The organism is Cupriavidus sp. 09_S30 (assembly GCF_056930435.1).
The window spans coordinates 2,879,628-2,898,725 of record NZ_JBXOWI010000001.1; the positions used below are offsets into that span (position 1 = coordinate 2,879,628).

The window sequence follows — 19,098 nt, forward strand, 5'->3', positions numbered from 1 at the left end:
GACTCAGACTTTCGGGCCCATTACGTTGTAGGGAGCGCCCGCGCCGCGCTCGCTGCCGGCCTCGCCCGCCTGCGCGCGCGCCGCTTCGAGCGAGCGGCGCAGCCGTCCGGCTTCCATGCGCTGGCGCATTAGCGCGGGCGCCACGGCAACCAGCGCGGCGACGATGCCGAGCGCGAAGGCGGCAAGCAGGATCAGGATCAGCGGCGCATGCCAGACCACGCCGAAGAACAGTTGCAGCGCCGCCTCTCCGGTATTGCGCAGCGCCAGCACGAAGAGCAGCACGAACAGCACGATGCGGAGAATCCAGGCGACAAGTTTCATGCGAGCGAGAGCGGGCTAGATGGCGGGCTAGGAAGACGCGTTCGGGAGCCAGCGTTAAGGCATTTGCGGCGAATTCCCGGCATTGTAACGGAATCGTTCTCGACAGAAGGTAAGCAGTTGCCGGCATCTGTATCGAAACATGACAGCTTCGTCACACTGATGCAGGAAAGGCGCACCAATGAAAAAAGCGCTCCGGACAGGAGCGCTTTTACAGCAGGCGGCGAACCACGGATCCGCTCAGGAGCGGACCAGGTTCAGGCCGCCATCGAGCATGGCGCCACCACCCTGCGGCTGGGCCGCAGGCGCGGCCGAGCCAAGAGCGGCGGCATGGCCGCCGCCGCTACCGCCGCCGTTGACCGGCGACTGCAGCGGCGAGCGGTCGACCCGCTCGCGCAATTCCTTGCCAGCCTTGAAGTGCGGCACCCGCTTCTCGGGGACCAGCACCCGTTCGCCGGACTTGGGATTGCGGCCCACGCGCGGCGGACGCCGGTTCAGACCGAAGCTGCCAAAGCCGCGGATCTCGATGCGATGGCCGTCGGCCAGCGCATCGGACATCGCGTCGAGGATCGTTTTCACTGAGATGTCCGCATCGCGCAGCAGCAGCTGCGGGAAACGGCCAGCCAGTTTTTCGACGAGCTCGGACTTGGTCATGGGCCTTCCGCTACGCGCTTATGGTGCCAGCGCTTACTGGTTTTCCTGGCCGAGCTTGGCCTTCAGCAGCGCGCCCAGGTTGGTCGTGCCAGCCGTGCCGGTGTCAGCCTGGAACTTCTGCATGGCTTCCTGCTGCTCTGCGTTGTCCTTGGCCTTGATCGACAGGTTGATGTTGCGCGACTTGCGGTCGACGTTCACCACCAGGGCGGTGATCTGCTCGCCTTCCTTCAGCACGTTGCGGGCATCTTCCACGCGGTCAGCGGAGATTTCCGATGCACGCAGGTAGCCTTCCACGTCGTCAGCCAGCTGCACCACGGCGCCCTTGGCATCCACCGTCTTGATGGTGCCGGTCACGAGCGAACCCTTGTCGTTGGCCGAGATGAAGTTGTTGAACGGATCGCCCGACAGCTGCTTGATGCCCAGCGAGATGCGCTCCTTGTCGACGTCGATGCCCAGCACCACGGCTTCCACCTCGTCGCCCTTCTTGTACTTGCGCACGGCTTCTTCGCCGGTTTCTTGCCAGGACAGGTCCGACAGGTGAACCAGGCCGTCGATGCCACCGGGCAGGCCGATGAACACGCCGAAGTCGGTGATCGACTTGATCTGGCCGGCCAGCTTGTCGCCCTTCTTGTGGTTGCGGCTGAAATCGTCCCACGGGTTGGCCTTGCACTGCTTCATGCCCAGGCTGATACGACGCTTGTCTTCGTCGATATCCAGCACCATGACTTCGACTTCGTCGCCCAGCTGGACAACCTTGGACGGGGCCACGTTCTTGTTGGTCCAGTCCATTTCCGACACGTGCACCAGGCCTTCGATGCCGGCTTCGATCTCGACGAACGCACCGTAGTCGGTCAGGTTGGTCACCTTGCCGAACAGGCGGGTGCCTTGCGGGTAGCGGCGCGAGATGCCGACCCACGGATCTTCGCCCAGCTGCTTCACGCCCAGCGAGACGCGATTCTTTTCCTGGTCGAACTTGAGGATCTTGGCGGTGATTTCCTGGCCAACCGACAGCACTTCGCTGGGGTGGCGGACACGGCGCCATGCCAGGTCGGTGATGTGCAGCAGGCCGTCGATGCCGCCCAGGTCCACGAACGCACCGTAGTCGGTGATGTTCTTGACGATACCGTTGACGATGGCGCCTTCCTTCAGGGTCTCCATCAGCTTCTGGCGCTCTTCGCCCAGGGTCGCCTCAACAACGGCGCGGCGCGACAGCACCACGTTGTTGCGCTTGCGATCCAGCTTGATGACCTTGAATTCCAGGGTCTTGCCTTCGTACGGGGTGGTGTCCTTGATCGGACGCACGTCGACCAGCGAGCCGGGCAGGAAGGCGCGGATGCCGTTGACCATCACGGTCAGGCCGCCCTTGACCTTGCCGGTCACGGTACCCGAGATGATTTCGCCGTCTTCCAGCGCCTTCTCGAGGTTCAGCCACGAGGCCAGACGCTTGGCCTTGTCGCGGGAAAGGATGGTGTCGCCATAGCCGTTCTCGAGCGCATCGATGGCCACGGAGACGTAGTCGCCGGCCTGCACTTCGAGCTCGCCCTGGTCGTTCAGGAACTCCTCCACCGGCACGAAAGCCTCGGACTTGAGGCCGGCATTGACGACCACGAAGTTGTGGTCGATGCGCACGACTTCAGCGGAGATCACTTCGCCAGCCTTCATATTGGAGCGGGCGATCGATTCCTCGAACAGTGCGGCAAAGGATTCGTTGGTTTGCAGGTCGGACATAAACGTAGGTTAGCAATCCGCTAGTACGCTGGCCGGCGCGAGGATCGCGCACAGTCTGCCAATGCAGCGGGGTCAAGTTGAACAAAGCCAGCGCCGGCCTTCAGCGGCCGGGCAGGCACCTCGGCGCCCGGGAAGCGGCCGGATGCGGCGTCAGATCACGCGCGCGTCGCGGCATGCCACTCGAGCACCTGCGCCACCGCCTGCTCCACCGTCATGTCGGAGGTATCGAGCAGTCGCGCATCTTCGGCGGGACGAAGGGGGGCGGCGGCACGGGTACGGTCCCGCGCATCGCGCTCCTCGAGGTCACGCAAAAGGTTTTCGATATTAGCAGAAATCCCCTTATCAATCAATTGTTTATAGCGCCTCCGGGCGCGCGCTTCTGCACTCGCCGTCAAGAATACTTTAAGCCGTGCATCGGGAAAGATCACGGTTCCCATGTCGCGGCCGTCGGCCACCAGGCCGGGCAGCTTGCGGAAGTCGCGCTGCAGCCTGGTCAGCGCATCGCGCACCGGCTGGTGCACGGCGATCGCCGAAGCGCGGTTGCCGATCGCCTCGGCACGTATCGCCAGGCTCACTTCCTCGCCGGCCAGCCAGACCCGGTCCGGGCCGAACTTCACATCGAGGCTGGCGGCCAGTTTTGCAAGACCGTCGACATCCTGGACGTCGATGCCCGCGCGCGTGCTCGCCAGCGCCACCAGCCGGTACAGGGCGCCGCTGTCGAGCAGGTGGAAGGCCAGCGCATCGGCCACCTTGTGCGCGACGGTGCCCTTGCCGGAAGCGGTGGGCCCGTCGATTGTGATGACATCCACGATAGTCATTTTCAATTACAACAAAAGAAACAATTAAGTTTTTAACTCAAACGAGAATCATTATTATTCTTGCCATGGCGCTCGCAAGCACTCGGCTCGATCCGGTGACGGCGCCGACAGTCCATCATCGTTGCGAGGCAATCGAGGCAATCTACCATGGCTAAAACCCTGTCGTTTGGCATCATGCACCTGGGCATCGCCTTCTGCGTGACCTACGCATTGACCGGCAGCCTTGCCGTCAGCGGCGCCGTCACCTTCGTCGAACCACTGGTCAACACGGTGGCCCACTTCTTCTTCGACCGCTACTGGGAGCGGCGCGAAGCCCGTACCGGGGTGGCCCACCAAGCACTCCACCAGCGGCCCCGCCAGGCCGCGCCTGCTCCGGTGCCCGCGCCGCTGGGCGCCTGATCAGCGCGCCACGCCGGCCAGCGCCTGGAAATAGTCGGGGAAGGTCTTGGCGACGCAGCCCGGTTCGTTGATGCGTACCGGGAGCGGCCCGAACGCCGCAAGCGAGAAACACATCGCCATCCGATGATCATCATAGGTGTCGATGCCGTCCGCCGGGCTTTGCCACTGCTGCGGCGGCGTCACGCGCAGGTAGTCCGCCCCCTCCTCCACCTCTGCGCCGAGCTTGCGCAGCTCGGTGGCCATGGCCGCGATGCGGTCGGTCTCCTTGACCCGCCAGCTGGCGATATTGGTCAGCGTGGTGGTGCCCTTGGCGAACAGCGCCGCCACCGCGAGCGTCATCGCCGCATCGGGAATGTGATTGCAGTCCAGCTCGATCGCGTGCAGTCCGCCGTCGTCGCGCTCGGTGCCGCGCACCTCGATCCAGTTATCGCCCGCCATCATGTTGGCGCCCATCCGGTTCAGTGCGTCGGCAAAGCGGACGTCGCCCTGGATGCTGGCCATGCCAACCCCTTCGACCCGCAGCGGCCCACCGCCGATGGCGCCGGCCGCCAGAAAGTAGGACGCGGACGACGCATCGCCTTCGACGAAGATCTCGCCGGGCGAGCGGTAACGGGCGCCGGCCGGCAGCACGAAGCGCGACCAGCCGTCACGCTCGACCGTCACGCCGAAGCGCGCCATCAGGTTCAGCGTGATCTCGATATAGGGCTTGGAGATCAGCTCGCCGATCACCTCGATCTCGATGCGGCCGGCCGCCGCCTGCGCCAGCGGCAGCGCCATCAGCAACGCGGTCAGGAACTGGCTGGAGACATCGCCGCGCACCTGGATGGGCCCCTCGATGCGGATCTGCGCCGGGTGCAGCGCCAGCGGCGGAAAGCCTTCGTTGCCAAGATAGTCGATGCGCGCGCCGACCTGGCGCAGGCCATCGACCAGGTCGCCGATGGGCCGCTCGTGCATGCGCGGCACGCCGGAAAGCCGGTAGCTGCCGCCCTGCAGCGCCAGCGCGGCGGTCAGTGGGCGGATCGCGGTGCCGGCATTGCCCATGAAGAGCTCGGCCGACTTGTTCGGGAACCCGCCACCGGTGCCGCTGACCAGATAGTCCGCTCCTTCCTGGCGCCAGGCCACGCCCAGCGTCTTCAGCGCCTGCAGCATCACGCGCGTGTCGTCCGAATCGAGCAGGTCGCGCACGCGCGTCTCGCCATCGGCCAGCGCCGCCAGCAACAGCACGCGGTTGGAGATGCTCTTGGATCCGGGCAGGCGGACCGTGCCGGCGGCGCGGGTGAAGGGACCGATCGTGAGGTGTTCCATGGTGGCTAGCGAGTGGCTGGGTGGGGGTGGCAGATCCGACTGGGCTGGGCTGGACGCGGGCTGGCTGGACTGGATGAACTGGCTGCGTTGGCGGCCGGAAACCGGCCGCACGCATCGACGCGCCGCGCCCGCTCAGGGCTCGATGTTGGCGGCAGCGGCGCGCTGCGCGCCCCATTCCAGCCGCACCTTGCTCGCGCGGGTAAAGACGCGCTCCAGGCCATCGCCATTACCCGCCTCGATCTGGGCCTTCAGGTGTGCCAGCACGGACTGGTAAGTGGTGATCTCGCGCAGCAGCGCGTCGCGGTTGGCGACGCAGATGTCGCGCCACATCTCGGGCGACGATGCCGCAATGCGAGTGAAATCGCGAAAACCGCCACCGGCGAAATCGAGCTTGAGCGCGGCGTCCTCGGCATTGGCCACCTGGGCCACCAGCGCATAGGACAGCACGTGAGGCAGATGGCTGACGGCGGCGAACACGGCGTCATGCTGCACGGCCGACATCACGTGGCAGTCTGCGCCGGCGGCTTCCCACATCGCCCGCACGGCCGCCACGTCGGCCCGAGAGTTCTCCTGCAGCGGGCACAACACGGTCTTCCTGCCCTCATAGAGATCCGGCAGTGCCGCTTCGACGCCGTTCAGCTCGCGCCCGGCGATCGGGTGGGCGGGCACGAATTGCGCCGCCTTGTCGCCCAGCGCGGTCTTGGCCGCCATGATGACGTCGCACTTGGTGCTGCCTGCGTCGGTCACGATGGTGCCCGCCTCCAGGTGCGGCTCCAGGGTATGCAACAGCGCGAAGCTCTGCGCCACCGGGGCACACAGCACGATGACGCTGGCACCCTTGGCCGCCGCCTCGAGCGGCGCCGCCTCGTCGATCACGCCCAGCGCGAGCGCCCGCTCCAGCGAGGCCTGGGAACGCCCCACCCCGATCACCTTGCCGGCCACGCCGGCACGCTTGAGCGCCAGCGCGAGCGAGCCTCCGATCAGGCCAACGCCGACGATCACGACACGGGGAAAATGAAGAGCGGGCACGGGAATACGCGGTCAGGCGGGAGAGATTCGGGAATCCAGCATTGTAGCCGGTCCGGCGCGCCTATCGCAGCGGTGCGCGCCCGGGCCGGCGTGGTCGGTCCGCGTGGGCTACTTGCTGGACGGATACGAGCCCAGCACCTTCAGGTAGGCCGCGTTGCGGCGCAGCTCGTCGATCGCTCGCGCCACCGCGGGCTCGCGCTGGTGCCCTTCCACGTCGACGTAGAAGTAATACTCCCACGCGCCGCTGCGCGCGGGGCGCGACTCGAAGCGGCACATCGACACGCCGTTCTGCGCCAGCGGCGCCAGCAGCTGGTAGACCGCGCCGGCCTTGTTCGGCACCGACAGGATCAGCGAGGTCTGGTCGCTGCCCGACGGCTCGGTCTCGTAGCGGCCGATCACGGCAAAGCGCGTGCGGTTGTGCGGATCGTCCTGGATGTGCGAGCGCACGATGTGCAGGTGATAGCGGTTGGCCGCCGACTCGCCGGCAATGGCCGCCACGGTCGGGTCCTCGCTGGCCATGCGCGCACCTTCTGCATTGCTCGATACCGCCTGGCGCTCGAGGTGCGGGTAGTTGGCCGTGAGCCAGTGCTGGCACTGCGCCAGCGCCTGCGCATGGGCCCGCACCACGGTCACGCCCTTCATGTCGGGCGATGAAGCCATCAGGTTGTGGTGCACCTTCAGCGCGATCTCGCCGCTGATCTTCAGCGAAGTCTGCAGGAACAGGTCCAGCGTGCGCGACACCGCGCCCTCGGTGGAATTCTCCACCGGCACCACGCCGTACTCGACCGTGCCCGCCTCCACCGCGCGGAACACCTCGTCGATGCTCGGGCACGGCACGCCGCAGACCTCATGCCCGAAGTGCGCATACAGCGCCTGCTCGGTGAAGGTCCCGACCGGCCCCAGGAAAGCCACTTCCAGCGGCTTTTCCAGGCCGCGGCAGGCCGACATCACCTCGCGCCAGATCGCCGCCACGCTCTCGCCCAGCAGCGGCCCGGGATTGGCGCCCTGCACCTTGCGGATGACCTGCAGCTCGCGCTCGGGGCGGAACACCGGCGCGCCATACTTCTTCTTGACCTCCCCCACGTCCAGCGCGAGCTGGGCGCGGCGATTGAGCATGGCGAGCAGCTCGCGGTCCACGGCATCGATCTGATCGCGCAGCGGCGCGAGTTCCTGCGACAAGGCCTGCTCGGCCTGGCTGGGCTCGCCGCCGCTCTGCTGCGTCTCCTCGGCGGCGTTTTGTTTGTCTTTGCTTGTCATCTCTGGATTCTGCTGGTCCGCCCTGGCAGAGGCGGCACGGGTAAGGCGGGACGGCTCGGTGCTGCATGCCCGCGGGCGCACGCCCGCGGGACCTCGTCAGGCAGCGCTGCGCTCGAACTCGCGCATAAAGTCGACCAGCGCCATCACGCCCTCGAGCGGCATGGCGTTGTAGATGCTGGCGCGCATGCCGCCCACGGACTTGTGGCCCTTGAGCTGCACCAGGCCCGCCGCGCGCGCTTGCGCCAGGAAGGCTTCGTTGCGCGATTCGTCGCCGAGGAAGAACGGCACGTTCATGCGCGAACGGCAGCTCGGATCGATCTCATTGCGGTAGAACGCGCTCTGGTCGAGGAAATCGTACAGCGCCTTCGCCTTGGCGATATTGCGCTGCTCGATCCCGGCAATGCCACCCTGGCGCTTGAGCCACTGGAATACCAGGCCGGCAATGTAAATGGCGTAGGTCGGCGGCGTGTTGTACATCGAGCCATGCTCGGCGACAAGACGCCAGTTGAAGGCCGAAGGGCACAGCGGGTGCGCGTGGCCGAGCAGGTCCTCGCGCACGATGACGATGGTCACGCCGGCCGGGCCGATGTTCTTCTGGGCGCCGCCGTAGACCATCTGCAGCCGCGACCAGTCGACCGGGCGCGACAGGATGTGGCTGGACACGTCCGCCACCACCACGCGGCCCTGCTTCTGGCCGACGTCGGGAACGTCCTGGAACTCCACGCCAACGATGGTCTCGTTGGTGCACAGGTGCAGGTAGGCCGAGTCATCGGCCAGCTTCCAGTCCGACACGTCCGGAATGCGCGCGAACTTCTGCGCCTCGCTGGAGGCCGCGATATTGACCTCGCCGTAGTGGCGCGCCTCCTGCTCGGTCTTGACCGACCAGGTGCCGGTGACGACAAAGTCCGCCTTGGGGCGCTCGGCGTTCACGCGCCGCATCAGGTTCAGCGGCACGATGGCGTTCTCGCCGATGGCGCCGCCCTGCAGGAACAGGATGCGGTAGTCCTTGGGCACGTGCAGCAACTCGCGCAGATCTGCCTCCGCCTGTCCGAGGATGCTTTCGAACTCGCGGCTGCGGTGGCTCATCTCCATCACGGAGACGCCGCTGCCATGCCAGGACAGCATCTCTTCGGCCGCCTGCTGCAGCACTTCGGTCGGCAGCGCGGCCGGCCCGGGGGAGAAATTGTAGACACGCTCGGCCACGGCGCGCTGCATCATGGCGGCAAGGGCGGGATTCTGTGGATCGTTCATGAAAGGAAAATGGCTGCCGGTGTTACCCAAGCAGCCATTATCACTCAAACCCGCGCCGCGTTGCGCGGCGCGGCGCCGGAAGCGCACGCCTGAGGCGCGGCTCCGGCCATCGCCCACGCTTACTTCGCGGCGGCGGAGATTTCCTTCTCGGCGGCGTCGCGCATGGCCTTGCCGACCTGCGGGCCGTACTTCTGCATCATCGAACCCCAGATCTCCTGGGTGGCCTTGCCCTGGTTGGTCATGAACTTCTGACCGGTGGGCGACTTCAGGAAGGTGGTCAGGTCCTTGATTTCCTGGGTGCTGTAGTACTTCGCGAAGGCGTCATAGTGCGCCTGCATCGCATCCTTCTTGAAGGAGTCGGTCGTGAAGGCCTGGCCGGCGCCGTCGACCATGCGCTGGACCGCGCCGTTCTTCTTCAGCTTGTCGACGGCAGACTGCTTCTGCTTGTCGTTCAGGGTCTTGTTCTCGACCAGTGCCTGCTCCAGCACCAGCGGCGCTTCTTGCTTGGCACCCTGCTGCCAGTTCTCAGCCTGGCCCTTCACGGCCTGATCGGCCTGCATCACCGTCAGCAGTTCCTTGATGGCGGCAGTCTTGTCGGCGTCCTGCGCCTGTGCATGCTGCGCAAGCATCAGTGCCGGAACGAAAGCCGCCAGAACAGCGAAACGACGAGTGGTTTTGAGCATTATGACTCCCTGGTGAATATGTCTGGATTAGTCCGGGCCGCCTTTATCGAGTTCCGGCGCCCGGCCTAATTACTGTTTCAAGTCTTTACAGCGCTTTACAGCGGGGATGAAACCAATTGGATCAGGATTCGGCACCGGCATCATCGCCCACCTGCGGCGTGCCTTCCGCGTCCTCCGCCCCGGCCTCTTCGCCGGCGCTGCCGTTCTCGCCATCGGTTTCGACGATGCGCTGCAGACCCGAGAGCTTCGTGCCTTCATCGACGTTGATCAGGGTCACGCCTTGCGTGGCGCGCCCCATCTCGCGGATCTCGGCGACACGAGTGCGGATCAGCACGCCACCCGTCGTGATCAGCATGATTTCATCCTCAGGCGCCACAAGTGCCGCAGCAACCACGCGGCCATTGCGCTCGCTCGTCTGGATCGCAATCATGCCCTTAGTGCCGCGGCCGTGTCGAGTGTATTCCGAGATCGGTGTGCGCTTGCCGTAACCATTCTCGGTGGCGGTCAGCACGCTGCCGACGGGAGCCGGCGCGCCCTCGGACGCATCGCCCTGTGCCGCATCCGCCGACTCGGCGGGCGCCACCAGCATGGCGATCACGCTCTGCCCTTCCTCCAGGTTCATGCCGCGCACGCCGCGCGCCTGGCGGCCCATGGGCCGCACATCGTTCTCGTCGAAGCGCACGGCCTTGCCCGCGTCGGAGAACAGCATCACGTCGTGCTGGCCATCGGTGATGGCGGCACCGATGAGGAAGTCCCCCTCATCGAGGTCGACGGCGATGATGCCGGCCTTGCGCGGGTTGGAGAAGTCGGTCAGCGCCGTCTTCTTCACCGTGCCGCGGGCGGTCGTCATGAAGACGAAGTGCTCGGCGTCGAACTGGCGCACCGGCAGGATCACATTGATCTTCTCGCCGTCGGACAGCGGGAACATGTTGACGATGGGTCGCCCGCGCGAGTTGCGCGAACCCTGCGGCACCTCATAGACCTTCAGCCAGTAGAGACGGCCGCGGTTGGAGAAGCACAGGATGTAGTCGTGGGTATTGGCCACGAACAGCGTGTCGATCCAGTCGTCTTCCTTGGTCGCCGCCGCCTGCTTGCCACGTCCGCCGCGCTTCTGCGCGCGGTACTCGGAAATGGGCTGGCTCTTCATGTAGCCGCTGTGCGACAGCGTGACCACCATGTCCTGCGGGGTGATCAGGTCCTCGGTATCCAGCTCGGTCGCGTTCAGCTCGATCTCCGAGCGGCGCTCGTCGCCGAATTCGGCACGGATGGCGCCCAGTTCGTCGGAGATGATGGTGGTGATCCGTTCCGGACGCGCCAGGATGTCGAGCAGATCGGCGATGATGGCCATCACTTCCCGGTATTCCTGGACGATCTTGTCCTGTTCCAGGCCGGTGAGGCGCTGCAGGCGCATCTGCAGGATTTCCTGCGCCTGGGAATCGGAGAGGCGATAGAGGCCGTCCGCCTGCATGCCGAACACGGCAGGCAGGCCGTCCGGGCGGTAGGAAGCCCGCCCGCCCGGGGTATCGCTCTCGGCGCGCGCCAGCATGTCGCGCACCAGGCCCGAATCCCAGGACTTGGCCATCAGTTCCTGCTTGGCGATCGGCGGCGTCGGCGCAGCCTTGATGATGGCGATGAACTCGTCGATATTGGCCAGCGCCACCGCCAGGCCTTCCAGCACATGGCCGCGCTCGCGGGCCTTGCGCAGCTCGAACACGGTGCGCCGCGTCACCACCTCGCGGCGGTGCGACAGGAAGCACTCCAGCATCTGGCGCAGGTTCAGCAGGCGCGGCTGGCCGTCGACCAGCGCCACCATATTCATGCCGAAGGTGTCCTGCAGCTGGGTGTTCTTATAGAGGTTGTTGAGCACCACCTCGGGCACTTCGTTGCGCTTGAGTTCGATCACCACGCGCATGCCCGACTTGTCGGACTCATCGCGGATATCGGAAATGCCCTCGATCTTCTTGTCGGTGACCAGCTCGGCGATGCGCTCCAGCAGCGTCCGCTTGTTCACCTGGTAGGGCAGCTCGTCGACGATGATGGCCTGGCGCTGGCCGCGATCGATGTCCTCGAAGTGGGTCTTGGCGCGCATCACCACCCGGCCGCGGCCGGTGCGGTAGCCCTCGCGCACACCCTGGATGCCATAGATGATGCCGGCGGTGGGGAAATCCGGTGCCGGCAACAGCTCGATCAGGTCGTCGACAGTGGCGTCAGGGTTGCGCAGCAGGTGCAGGCAGGCATCCACTACCTCATTAAGGTTGTGCGGCGGGATATTGGTGGCCATACCGACCGCAATACCCGACGAGCCGTTGATCAGCAGATTGGGAATGCGCGCCGGCAGAATCAGCGGCTCGCTCTCGGAGCCGTCGTAGTTCGGGCCGAAATCGACAGTTTCCTTGTCGATATCGTGCAGCATCTCGTGCGCGATCTTCGACAGGCGGATTTCCGTGTAACGCATGGCCGCGGCGTTATCGCCGTCGACCGAGCCGAAGTTACCCTGGCCGTCCACCAGCATGTAGCGCAGCGAGAAATCCTGCGCCATGCGGACGATCGTATCGTATACAGCAGTATCACCGTGCGGGTGATACTTACCGATCACATCGCCGACGATACGGGCCGACTTCTTGTAGGCACGGTTCCAGTCGTTGTTGAGCTCGTGCATCGCATAGAGCACGCGCCGGTGTACCGGCTTCAGGCCATCCCGCACATCGGGAAGCGCCCGCCCGACGATCACGCTCATGGCGTAATCCAGGTAGGAGCGGCGCATTTCCTCTTCTAGGGAGACCGGAAGGGTTTCTTTCGCGAATTGATCCATTGCGGCGTGGTTTATGCGGCGGGTTTAAGCAAATGACGCCCCCCGAAATTGCCTTCCGAGGGGTGGCCCCATGAGAGGCGGGCAACATGCCATTCTAGCATGCCCGCCACCCCCGCCCGGCGGCCGCCGCACCACCCGGAACGCCCCCTCTCCGGCCTTTCCGCCGCTCTCGGCAAACCACCTTGAATCGGCTGCAACCCTGATGGGACAAGGCTTTGCGGGCACCACAAGATGCGTGTTGCACAAACACCACAGGCCTAAAAGCCCGGGATTGAATCGAATATATTTACTTCTTAGGAAACGAGCCTTGTGGCACAATTCCCCAGCGAAGAGCCAGACATTGTTCGAAGTGGAGCATGCTTCACATCGAGAATGTTATACTCCGAAGAATGTATGACTTGTTTTCGTCCATTTGCTCGCAGTAACCCTGCGGTGATCTCATCCTGAGAGGAGAAATATGAAAAAATTTGCCAAGCTCGCGCTCGTTGCAGCTACCGCAGTAATGGCTGCATCCGCTCAAGCCCAGTCCGTGCCCTATGAAAAGAAGGCAGTGAACGATAACTGGGGCAACGGTACGAGCGAGTACGTGTGGAAGAACGGCACGAACGAGCTCTGCTGGCGCAACAGTCTCCTGGACCCCGGCCACCGCAAATGCTCAGTGCGACGGCGCACTGGCTCCGGCACCCACTCCGGTGGCTCAGCCGCAACCTCCGGTGGCTCCGGTCGTGTCGAGCGAGAAGGTCACCTTCGCTGCTGACACCCTGTTCGACTTCGACAAGGCTGTGCTGAAGCCGGAAGGCCGCGCCAAGCTGGACGACCTGGTCTCCAAGCTGTCGGGCATCACCCTGGAAGTGATCATCGCCGTTGGCCACACCGACTCGTTCGGTACGGACAAGTACAACGATCGCCTGTCGATCCGCCGTGCTGAAGCCGTCAAGGCCTACCTGGTGAGCAAGGGCGTCGAAGCCAACCGCGTCTACACCGAAGGCAAGGGCAAGCGCCAGCTGAAGGTCGATCCGAAGTCCTGCAAGGGCAACAAGAAGGCCCAGATCGCCTGCCAGCAGCCGAACCGCCGCGTGGAAGTGGAAGTGGTCGGTACCCGCAGCGCACGCTAATCGGAATCTCTCCCGATGAGAAGAAGCCCAGCGCAAGCTGGGCTTTTTTTTTGATACAGTTGCCGCAGGCCTTATTTCGTCCGGGCGCCGCGGCGCGCGGCACCCCATTTTCCGATGTCCAATTCGTCCAACCCGCATTCCACCACCGCCACGCCTGAGCCCGCCACGAACGCCGATCCCAAGGAAATCGACAAGTTCAGCGAGCTGGCCCATCGCTGGTGGGATCCCAACAGCGAATTCAAGCCCCTGCACGAGATCAATCCGCTGCGGCTTGGCTGGATCGACGGCATCGCCCACCTCGACGGCAAGCAGGTGCTGGACGTCGGCTGCGGCGGCGGCATCCTGTCCGAAAGCATGGCCCGGCTCGGCGCGCGTGTGCGCGGCATCGACCTGGCGCGCAAGGCGCTGCGCGTGGCAGACCTGCACAGCCTGGAATCCGGTGTCAGCGTCGACTATGAAGAGATCGCCGTGGAAGCGCTGGCAGCGCGCATGCCGGCCAGCTTCGACGTGGTCACCTGCATGGAAATGCTGGAGCACGTGCCGGACCCCGCCTCCATCGTGCGCGCCTGCGCGACGCTGGTGCGCCCCGGCGGCCATGTGTTCTTCTCCACCATCAACCGCAATCTGAAGGCCTACCTGCTGGCGGTGGTCGGCGCCGAGTATGTCCTCAAGATGATTCCGCAGGGCACGCACGACTACGAGAAGTTCATCAAGCCCGCCGAGCTGGCCCGCTTCGCCCGCAATGCCGGCCTCGGCCTGCTGGAGATGCGCGGCCTGAGCTATCACCCGCTGTCGCAGACCTACGAGCTGGGACGCGACACCGACGTCAACTACATGATGGCCTACCAGCGGGAGGCGGCATGATGAAAGACCTGCGCGCCGTCTTCTTCGACCTCGACGGTACGCTGGCCGATACCGCGCCCGACCTCGCCGCTGCGGCGAACCGGCTGGCGGTGGAGCACGGCCACGCGCCGGTGGCCTACGAAAAGCTGCGTCCGGTGGCCTCGCATGGCGCGCGCGGCCTGATCGGCGCAGCCTTCGGCAAGACCCCCGCGGACCCTGAATTCCCCGCCCTTCGTGACGCCTTCCTCGATTACTACGAGGCCGACATCGCGGCACGCACGCGCCTGTTCGACGGCATGGAGGCCGTCCTGTGCGCGCTCGAGGCGGCGGGCATCCCGTGGGGCATCGTCACCAACAAGCAGGCCCGCTTCACGGACCCGCTGGTCGCGGCGATCGGGCTGGCCCCGCGCGCCTCGGCCGTGGTCAGCGGCGACACCACCGCACATGCCAAGCCACACCCCGCTCCGCTGCTGCTGGCGGCAGAGCTCAGCCACGTCGCGCCGGGGTTCTGCGCCTACGTCGGCGACGATCTGCGCGACATCCAGGCCGGCAGGGCGGCGGGCATGGTCACCGTGGCAGCCGCCTACGGCTATTGCGGCGAAGACGAACCGCCCGAAAGCTGGGGCGCGGACTACCTGATTCGCCATCCCGAGGAACTGCTTTCGCTGCTCGCGCCGGGCAGCCTGTCGCAGCCCCGCGGAACTCGCTGACACAGGCCGCGCTCAACGCGGTACAATACACTTCTTCACACTGGGGCCGACCTGGTTTCGACGTGGGTTGCGAAGCAGTGGAGGGCATACCGAGGACCCGTCACCTCGTTAATCAATGGGAATGCAATAACTGCTAACGACGAACGTTACGCACTGGCCGCTTAATTGCGGCCGTCCTCGCACTGGCTCGCTGACGGGCTAGGGTCGCAAGACCACGCGAGGTCATTTACGTCAGATAAGCCCCGGAAGGGTCACGACTCCGGGGACGAAAACCAAGTGACTCGCCGTCGTAGAGCGTGTTCGTCCGCGATGCGGCGGTTAAATCAAATGACAGAACTAAGTATGTAGAACTCTCTGTGGAGGGCTTGCGGACGCGGGTTCGATTCCCGCCGGCTCCACCAGTATTCAAGGCAATATCGAGAACCGGGCAACAGCCCGGCCGAATGAGAAAATAAGGCCATTCGGCCCCGGCATAAACGGGGATTCCGGAGATAATGCCAGCCCGTTTAAATAGCCCGCCTCTCCCGGCGGGCTATTTTCATTTGCAGCATTCCACCTGGCTGCAGATGCTCGCACCGCCCTCAGGGGCCGACCTGGGCAATCACGCCATTGGCATTGACCAGGTAAAACTGGGCACCAACGCCGATCCAGTGCTGGCCGCGCTTGGGCGAGGGCAGCTCAAACATCTTATAATTGTCGATCACATACTGGCGGTCACGATACTCTGCGGGAAGGCGGTCGCCCTTCTGCCACGTCCCCGGCACATAGGTGAAGGGGCCGGCACCGCTGGCATGGGGCTCGGCCTCTTGTTTCGCAGCTGCCTTGTGATGGCCGCCTGACGATTGCGCGAAGCCCATCGCCGGGCCGAAGACACCTACCACCACCAGCAAGCTCAGCAACGCCTTGGTCTTCTTCATTGCGATCTCCTTGCTTCAATTGATTGGTGCCGCCCAGGAAACCTAGCATGCGGTGAATTTTCCAGGCAAGGCAAGCGTAAGCGCGAATCCCGGCGCCAGCCCTTCCCCGGCTGGCCTGAGACCTGCCAGAGAGCAGCCGGCACGTGCGCATCGCGTACCACGCTTCAGAAAGTGTAGACGCTGGCGGCACATTAGGGTCTTTTTCGTCGCGCCGTGCCCGCGTGACACGCCCCGGAGCGCTGGCGCCGGCGCCCAACAGAACTTGCCAGGCACCCCCAAAGGGCCAGAGCAAGCCTCAGAGGAAGCGATCGAGGATTTTCCGGCTGCCCCGGTCGAGCGCGGACAGGTCGCGGATCAGGTAGTGGATGCCGTGGCTGTCGGACACCATCAGTGTGGCACCAGACAGGCGCCGGATGTCCTCCTCGCCGCGCAGCACCAGCGTGGTATCGCCCCGGTCGGTCTGGACGGTCCATTCGCTGGGCGTGGCGAAGGTGGAGACGGCCACGATGCGGCGGATCTCCGGCATGAATTCGCGGCTGGCCAGTTCCTCGTCCAGCAGCGAGCGGGTGGCGGCCGGCAAGGCATCCAGCCGCGGAATCCAGGCCAGTTCGCGGCCGTCGGTGCTCATCACGCCGACGCCGTCTTCCGGCGCGGAAATGGGAAACGCGCGCACGGGCACGACGCCTTCGTGGACCGTGCCATCGGCCAGCGTCATCACCAGGCGGCCAAGCGCATTGCGCGCGAGCGTGAATTCTTGGGTCTGCATCGCTCGGCTCCTTCCTTATTGCGCACTCAGCGGTTCGGCCACGCCGGTGGCCTGAGCGTCGGCGGGCGAGCCGCCTTCGGTATCGACGTTGCGCGCCTGCGCCTGGTACAGCTTGTAATAGGCCCCTTCTTTCGCCATCAGTTCGTCGTGATTGCCCACCTCGACGATCTGGCCACGGTCCATCACCACCAGCCGGTCGGCCTTGCGCAGCGTGGACAGCCGGTGTGCGATCGCGATGGTGGTGCGTCCCTGCACCAGGTTGTCCAGGGCCTTCTGGATTTCCTTCTCGGTGGCCGTATCCACCGAGGAAGTGGCTTCGTCCATGATCAGGATGCGCGGGTCGATCAGCAACGCGCGCGCGATCGAGATGCGCTGGCGCTCGCCGCCGGAGAGGGCCTGGCCGCGCTCGCCCACGAGGGAGTCATAGCCGTGCGGCAGGCGCAGGATGAATTCGTGCGCATGCGCGGCACGCGCCGCTGCGATGATTTCCTCGCGGGTGGCGCCCGGCTTGCCGTACGCGATGTTGTCGGCGATCGTGCCAAAGAACAGGAAGGGCTCCTGCAGCACCAGGCCGATGTTGCGGCGGTATTCCGACACCGGCAGAGAGCGGATGTCGACGCCGTCGACGCGGATCCCGCCTTCCGAGACATCGTAGAAGCGGCAGATCAGGTTCACCAGCGTGCTCTTGCCGGAACCGCTGTGACCCACCAGCCCGATCATCTCGCCCGGGGCGATCGACAGGTTGAGACCCCGGATGACGGCGCGGTTGCCATAGCGGAAGCCCAGGTCGCGCATCTCGATGGCGCCTTGCACCTGCTCCAGATGCGTCGGGCGCACCGGCTCCGGCACGCTCGACACATGGTCGAGGATGTCGAAGATGCGCTTGGCGCCGGCGGCCGCCTTCTGCGTCACGGAAACGATGCGGCTCATCGAGTCCAGGCGCGTGTAGAAGCGGCTGATATAGGTCAGGAAGGCGACCAGCACACCCACCGTGATCGCATTCTTCGAGACCTGCCAGATACCGAAGATCCAGACCACCAGCAGGCCCACCTCGGTCAGCAAGGTGACCGTCGGCGTGAACAGCGACCACACCGCGTTGACGCGGTCATTGACTGCGAGGTTGTGCTTGTTGGCCTCGCGGAAGCGGTCCACCTCGCGCTTCTCCTGGGCAAAGGCCTTGACCACGCGGATGCCGGGGATGGTATCGGCAAGAACGTTGGTGATTTCCGCCCAGATGCGGTCGATCTTTTCGAAGCCGTGCCGCAAGCGGTCGCGCACCAGATGGATCATCCAGGCAATGAAGGGCAGCGGCACCAGCGTCACCAGCGCCAGCCAGGGATTGATCGAGATCAGGATGATCGCGGTCATGGCGATCATCAGCACGTCGGTGGCGAAGTCGAGCAGGTGCAGCGACAGAAAGACGCAGATGCGGTCGCTTTCCGAGCCGATGCGCGCCATCAGGTCGCCGGTGCGCTTGCCGCCGAAGTACTCCAGCGACAGGCGCAGCAGATGTTGGTAGGTTGTCGTGCGCAGATCGGCGCCGATGCGCTCGGATACGCGCGCCAGCAGGTAGGTGCGCGCCCAGCCCAGGCTCCAGGCCACCAGCGCGGCGCCGAGCAGGCCGCTCAGGTAGAGCCGGACCAGGCCGTAGTCGATCGGCACGCCGTTCTGGAAGGGAATCAGCACCTTGTCCATCAGCGGCATGGTCAGGTACGGCGGTACCAGGGTAGCCGCCGTGGACAGCAGCGTCAGGATGAAGCCGGTCAGCAACTCGAAACGGTAGGGCCGGGCGAAGCGCCAGAGCCGCAACAGCGCCCAGGTCGAAGGCGGCGTCTCCAGTTCGCGGCTGCACTGCGGGCAGGATTCCGCCCCCGGCGGCAGCGGCGCCTTGCAGGTCGGACAGACATCGTCCTCGCCCTGCCCCGCCTGCCCTTCGTCATGAGCGTTCAGGCTGGCGTCGAACTGGTCGATCAGGCGCAAGGCCGCGGGGTTGTGCCCCAGGGTATAGCGCCAGGAGGCCACGCGGGCCCGGCCGTCCTGCAACTCCAGGGAGCCCACGCCGGCGTGATCGCCATGGTGCAGGCGCATGCCCGGCTGGATCGGCCAGGCCTGGACCGCCGCCTGGCCGGGCGTGCGGGCCAGAATGCGACGGTCCGTCACAACGACCCACCCTTTAGTAAAATGCAGCCTCGCATCGAGGTCGAGCACCAGTCCGGCCAGCGGCGCCTCGCCAGGCAGCAAAGACGTGCCGAGTTCGGAGCGCCAGGGATCTTCGGCGGAGTGTTGCGGGGCGGGCAAGGAGGACTGGGTCATGTGGATGCAGCTTGTTATTTCCGCTGGGCGCGGTCATAACTTGAAACAAATTTGTGCGAAAAGCGGGTAGCGGCCCGCAATTTCGCCCGCAGTATACATAAGGTACAGCCAACAGCGTTTTTTGATGCATTGCACAATCACTTTTTCTTCTCTTCGGTCAACCTGTAAGACGCAGTAACG

The 19,098-nt window shown here is 65.0% G+C and carries 16 protein-coding genes, 1 other RNA gene and 1 pseudogene; 5 read left to right on the forward strand and 13 right to left on the reverse strand.

The window, feature by feature from the left end:
* Window positions 1–3: 3 nt before the first annotated feature.
* The 4 genes from AC1Z3O_RS13635 to cmk all read right to left on the reverse strand — a co-directional run bounded on the left by AC1Z3O_RS13635 (window position 4) and on the right by cmk (window position 3,518).
* On the reverse strand, window positions 4–321 hold the full coding sequence (locus AC1Z3O_RS13635) for a lipopolysaccharide assembly protein LapA domain-containing protein (protein ID WP_483516248.1): 318 nt from the start codon (window positions 319–321) through the stop codon (window positions 4–6).
* A 237-nt stretch (window positions 322–558) separates the two neighbouring features.
* The gene (locus AC1Z3O_RS13640; protein WP_483516249.1) at window positions 559–972 is read right to left on the reverse strand and encodes an integration host factor subunit beta; all 414 of its coding nucleotides are present in this window, start codon (window positions 970–972) and stop codon (window positions 559–561) included.
* Between the two features lie 33 nt (window positions 973–1,005).
* Entirely contained in the window at window positions 1,006–2,700 is a 1,695-nt protein-coding gene (rpsA, locus tag AC1Z3O_RS13645; RefSeq protein WP_483516250.1) for a 30S ribosomal protein S1, read from the reverse strand.
* Window positions 2,701–2,855: 155 nt separating this feature from the next.
* A complete protein-coding gene (cmk, locus tag AC1Z3O_RS13650) occupies window positions 2,856–3,518 on the reverse strand; it encodes a (d)CMP kinase (protein WP_483516251.1) in 663 nt (220 codons plus the stop codon).
* Between the two features lie 147 nt (window positions 3,519–3,665).
* Between cmk and AC1Z3O_RS13655 the strand changes: the two genes are divergently transcribed.
* Window positions 3,666–3,917, forward strand: a complete 252-nt coding sequence (locus tag AC1Z3O_RS13655) for a DUF2061 domain-containing protein (protein WP_483516252.1) — start codon at window positions 3,666–3,668, stop codon at window positions 3,915–3,917.
* Here the strand turns inward: AC1Z3O_RS13655 and aroA are convergent, their stop codons facing one another.
* The 6 genes from aroA to gyrA form a co-directional block, all read right to left on the reverse strand.
* The gene (aroA, locus tag AC1Z3O_RS13660; RefSeq protein WP_483516253.1) at window positions 3,918–5,222 is read right to left on the reverse strand and encodes a 3-phosphoshikimate 1-carboxyvinyltransferase; all 1,305 of its coding nucleotides are present in this window, start codon (window positions 5,220–5,222) and stop codon (window positions 3,918–3,920) included. It abuts the gene before it with no gap.
* Between the two features lie 132 nt (window positions 5,223–5,354).
* The gene (locus tag AC1Z3O_RS13665) at window positions 5,355–6,251 is read right to left on the reverse strand and encodes a prephenate dehydrogenase (protein WP_483516254.1); all 897 of its coding nucleotides are present in this window, start codon (window positions 6,249–6,251) and stop codon (window positions 5,355–5,357) included.
* A gap of 108 nt (window positions 6,252–6,359) precedes the next feature.
* Window positions 6,360–7,508, reverse strand: coding sequence for a prephenate dehydratase (gene pheA / locus AC1Z3O_RS13670; RefSeq protein WP_483516255.1), 1,149 nt, complete (start codon window positions 7,506–7,508; stop codon window positions 6,360–6,362).
* Window positions 7,509–7,604: 96 nt separating this feature from the next.
* Window positions 7,605–8,759 carry a 3-phosphoserine/phosphohydroxythreonine transaminase gene (gene serC / locus AC1Z3O_RS13675; RefSeq protein WP_483516256.1) on the reverse strand — a complete coding sequence of 385 codons (1,155 nt, stop codon included), beginning with the start codon at window positions 8,757–8,759 and terminating at the stop codon, window positions 7,605–7,607.
* Between the two features lie 119 nt (window positions 8,760–8,878).
* Window positions 8,879–9,442 carry a DUF2059 domain-containing protein gene (locus AC1Z3O_RS13680; RefSeq protein ID WP_483516257.1) on the reverse strand — a complete coding sequence of 188 codons (564 nt, stop codon included), beginning with the start codon at window positions 9,440–9,442 and terminating at the stop codon, window positions 8,879–8,881.
* A 121-nt stretch (window positions 9,443–9,563) separates the two neighbouring features.
* Complete coding sequence (gene gyrA, locus AC1Z3O_RS13685) at window positions 9,564–12,254, reverse strand: DNA gyrase subunit A (RefSeq protein ID WP_483516258.1); 2,691 nt, start codon at window positions 12,252–12,254, stop codon at window positions 9,564–9,566.
* A 457-nt stretch (window positions 12,255–12,711) separates the two neighbouring features.
* Between gyrA and ompA the strand changes: the two are divergent.
* The 4 genes and pseudogenes from ompA to ssrA all read left to right on the forward strand — a co-directional run bounded on the left by ompA (window position 12,712) and on the right by ssrA (window position 15,323).
* Window positions 12,712–13,369 (forward strand): annotated as a pseudogene (ompA, locus tag AC1Z3O_RS13690) (outer membrane protein OmpA).
* Window positions 13,370–13,483: 114 nt separating this feature from the next.
* On the forward strand, window positions 13,484–14,233 hold the full coding sequence (ubiG, locus tag AC1Z3O_RS13695; protein WP_483516259.1) for a bifunctional 2-polyprenyl-6-hydroxyphenol methylase/3-demethylubiquinol 3-O-methyltransferase UbiG: 750 nt from the start codon (window positions 13,484–13,486) through the stop codon (window positions 14,231–14,233).
* A complete protein-coding gene (gene gph / locus AC1Z3O_RS13700; RefSeq protein WP_483517598.1) occupies window positions 14,233–14,922 on the forward strand; it encodes a phosphoglycolate phosphatase in 690 nt (229 codons plus the stop codon). The genes ubiG and gph overlap by 1 nt, the downstream gene beginning before the upstream one ends.
* A 42-nt stretch (window positions 14,923–14,964) precedes the next feature.
* Window positions 14,965–15,323, forward strand: a transfer-messenger RNA (tmRNA) gene (gene ssrA / locus AC1Z3O_RS13705).
* Window positions 15,324–15,503: 180 nt separating this feature from the next.
* Here ssrA and AC1Z3O_RS13710 read toward each other — a convergent pair.
* The 3 genes from AC1Z3O_RS13710 to AC1Z3O_RS13720 all read right to left on the reverse strand — a co-directional run bounded on the left by AC1Z3O_RS13710 (window position 15,504) and on the right by AC1Z3O_RS13720 (window position 18,918).
* Window positions 15,504–15,839, reverse strand: a complete 336-nt coding sequence (locus AC1Z3O_RS13710) for an RcnB family protein (RefSeq protein ID WP_483516260.1) — start codon at window positions 15,837–15,839, stop codon at window positions 15,504–15,506.
* Between the two features lie 295 nt (window positions 15,840–16,134).
* Window positions 16,135–16,605, reverse strand: coding sequence for a cyanophycin metabolism-associated DUF1854 family protein (locus AC1Z3O_RS13715; RefSeq protein ID WP_483516261.1), 471 nt, complete (start codon window positions 16,603–16,605; stop codon window positions 16,135–16,137).
* A 15-nt stretch (window positions 16,606–16,620) separates the two neighbouring features.
* Window positions 16,621–18,918 carry a cyanophycin metabolism-associated ABC transporter gene (locus tag AC1Z3O_RS13720; RefSeq protein ID WP_483516262.1) on the reverse strand — a complete coding sequence of 766 codons (2,298 nt, stop codon included), beginning with the start codon at window positions 18,916–18,918 and terminating at the stop codon, window positions 16,621–16,623.
* Window positions 18,919–19,098: the final 180 nt, after the last annotated feature.

Coding starts and splice junctions, on each gene's coding strand:
- AC1Z3O_RS13635 (WP_483516248.1), bottom strand. CDS start 321: ATGAAACTTGTCGCCTGGATTCTCCGCATCGTGCTGTTCGTGCTGCTC.
- AC1Z3O_RS13640 (WP_483516249.1), bottom strand. CDS start 972: ATGACCAAGTCCGAGCTCGTCGAAAAACTGGCTGGCCGTTTCCCGCAG.
- rpsA (WP_483516250.1), bottom strand. CDS start 2,700: ATGTCCGACCTGCAAACCAACGAATCCTTTGCCGCACTGTTCGAGGAA.
- cmk (WP_483516251.1), bottom strand. CDS start 3,518: ATGACTATCGTGGATGTCATCACAATCGACGGGCCCACCGCTTCCGGC.
- AC1Z3O_RS13655 (WP_483516252.1), top strand. CDS start 3,666: ATGGCTAAAACCCTGTCGTTTGGCATCATGCACCTGGGCATCGCCTTC.
- aroA (WP_483516253.1), bottom strand. CDS start 5,222: ATGGAACACCTCACGATCGGTCCCTTCACCCGCGCCGCCGGCACGGTC.
- pheA (WP_483516255.1), bottom strand. CDS start 7,508: ATGACAAGCAAAGACAAACAAAACGCCGCCGAGGAGACGCAGCAGAGC.
- serC (WP_483516256.1), bottom strand. CDS start 8,759: ATGAACGATCCACAGAATCCCGCCCTTGCCGCCATGATGCAGCGCGCC.
- AC1Z3O_RS13680 (WP_483516257.1), bottom strand. CDS start 9,442: ATGCTCAAAACCACTCGTCGTTTCGCTGTTCTGGCGGCTTTCGTTCCG.
- gyrA (WP_483516258.1), bottom strand. CDS start 12,254: ATGGATCAATTCGCGAAAGAAACCCTTCCGGTCTCCCTAGAAGAGGAA.
- ubiG (WP_483516259.1), top strand. CDS start 13,484: ATGTCCAATTCGTCCAACCCGCATTCCACCACCGCCACGCCTGAGCCC.
- gph (WP_483517598.1), top strand. CDS start 14,233: ATGAAAGACCTGCGCGCCGTCTTCTTCGACCTCGACGGTACGCTGGCC.
- AC1Z3O_RS13710 (WP_483516260.1), bottom strand. CDS start 15,839: ATGAAGAAGACCAAGGCGTTGCTGAGCTTGCTGGTGGTGGTAGGTGTC.
- AC1Z3O_RS13715 (WP_483516261.1), bottom strand. CDS start 16,605: ATGCAGACCCAAGAATTCACGCTCGCGCGCAATGCGCTTGGCCGCCTG.
- AC1Z3O_RS13720 (WP_483516262.1), bottom strand. CDS start 18,918: ATGACCCAGTCCTCCTTGCCCGCCCCGCAACACTCCGCCGAAGATCCC.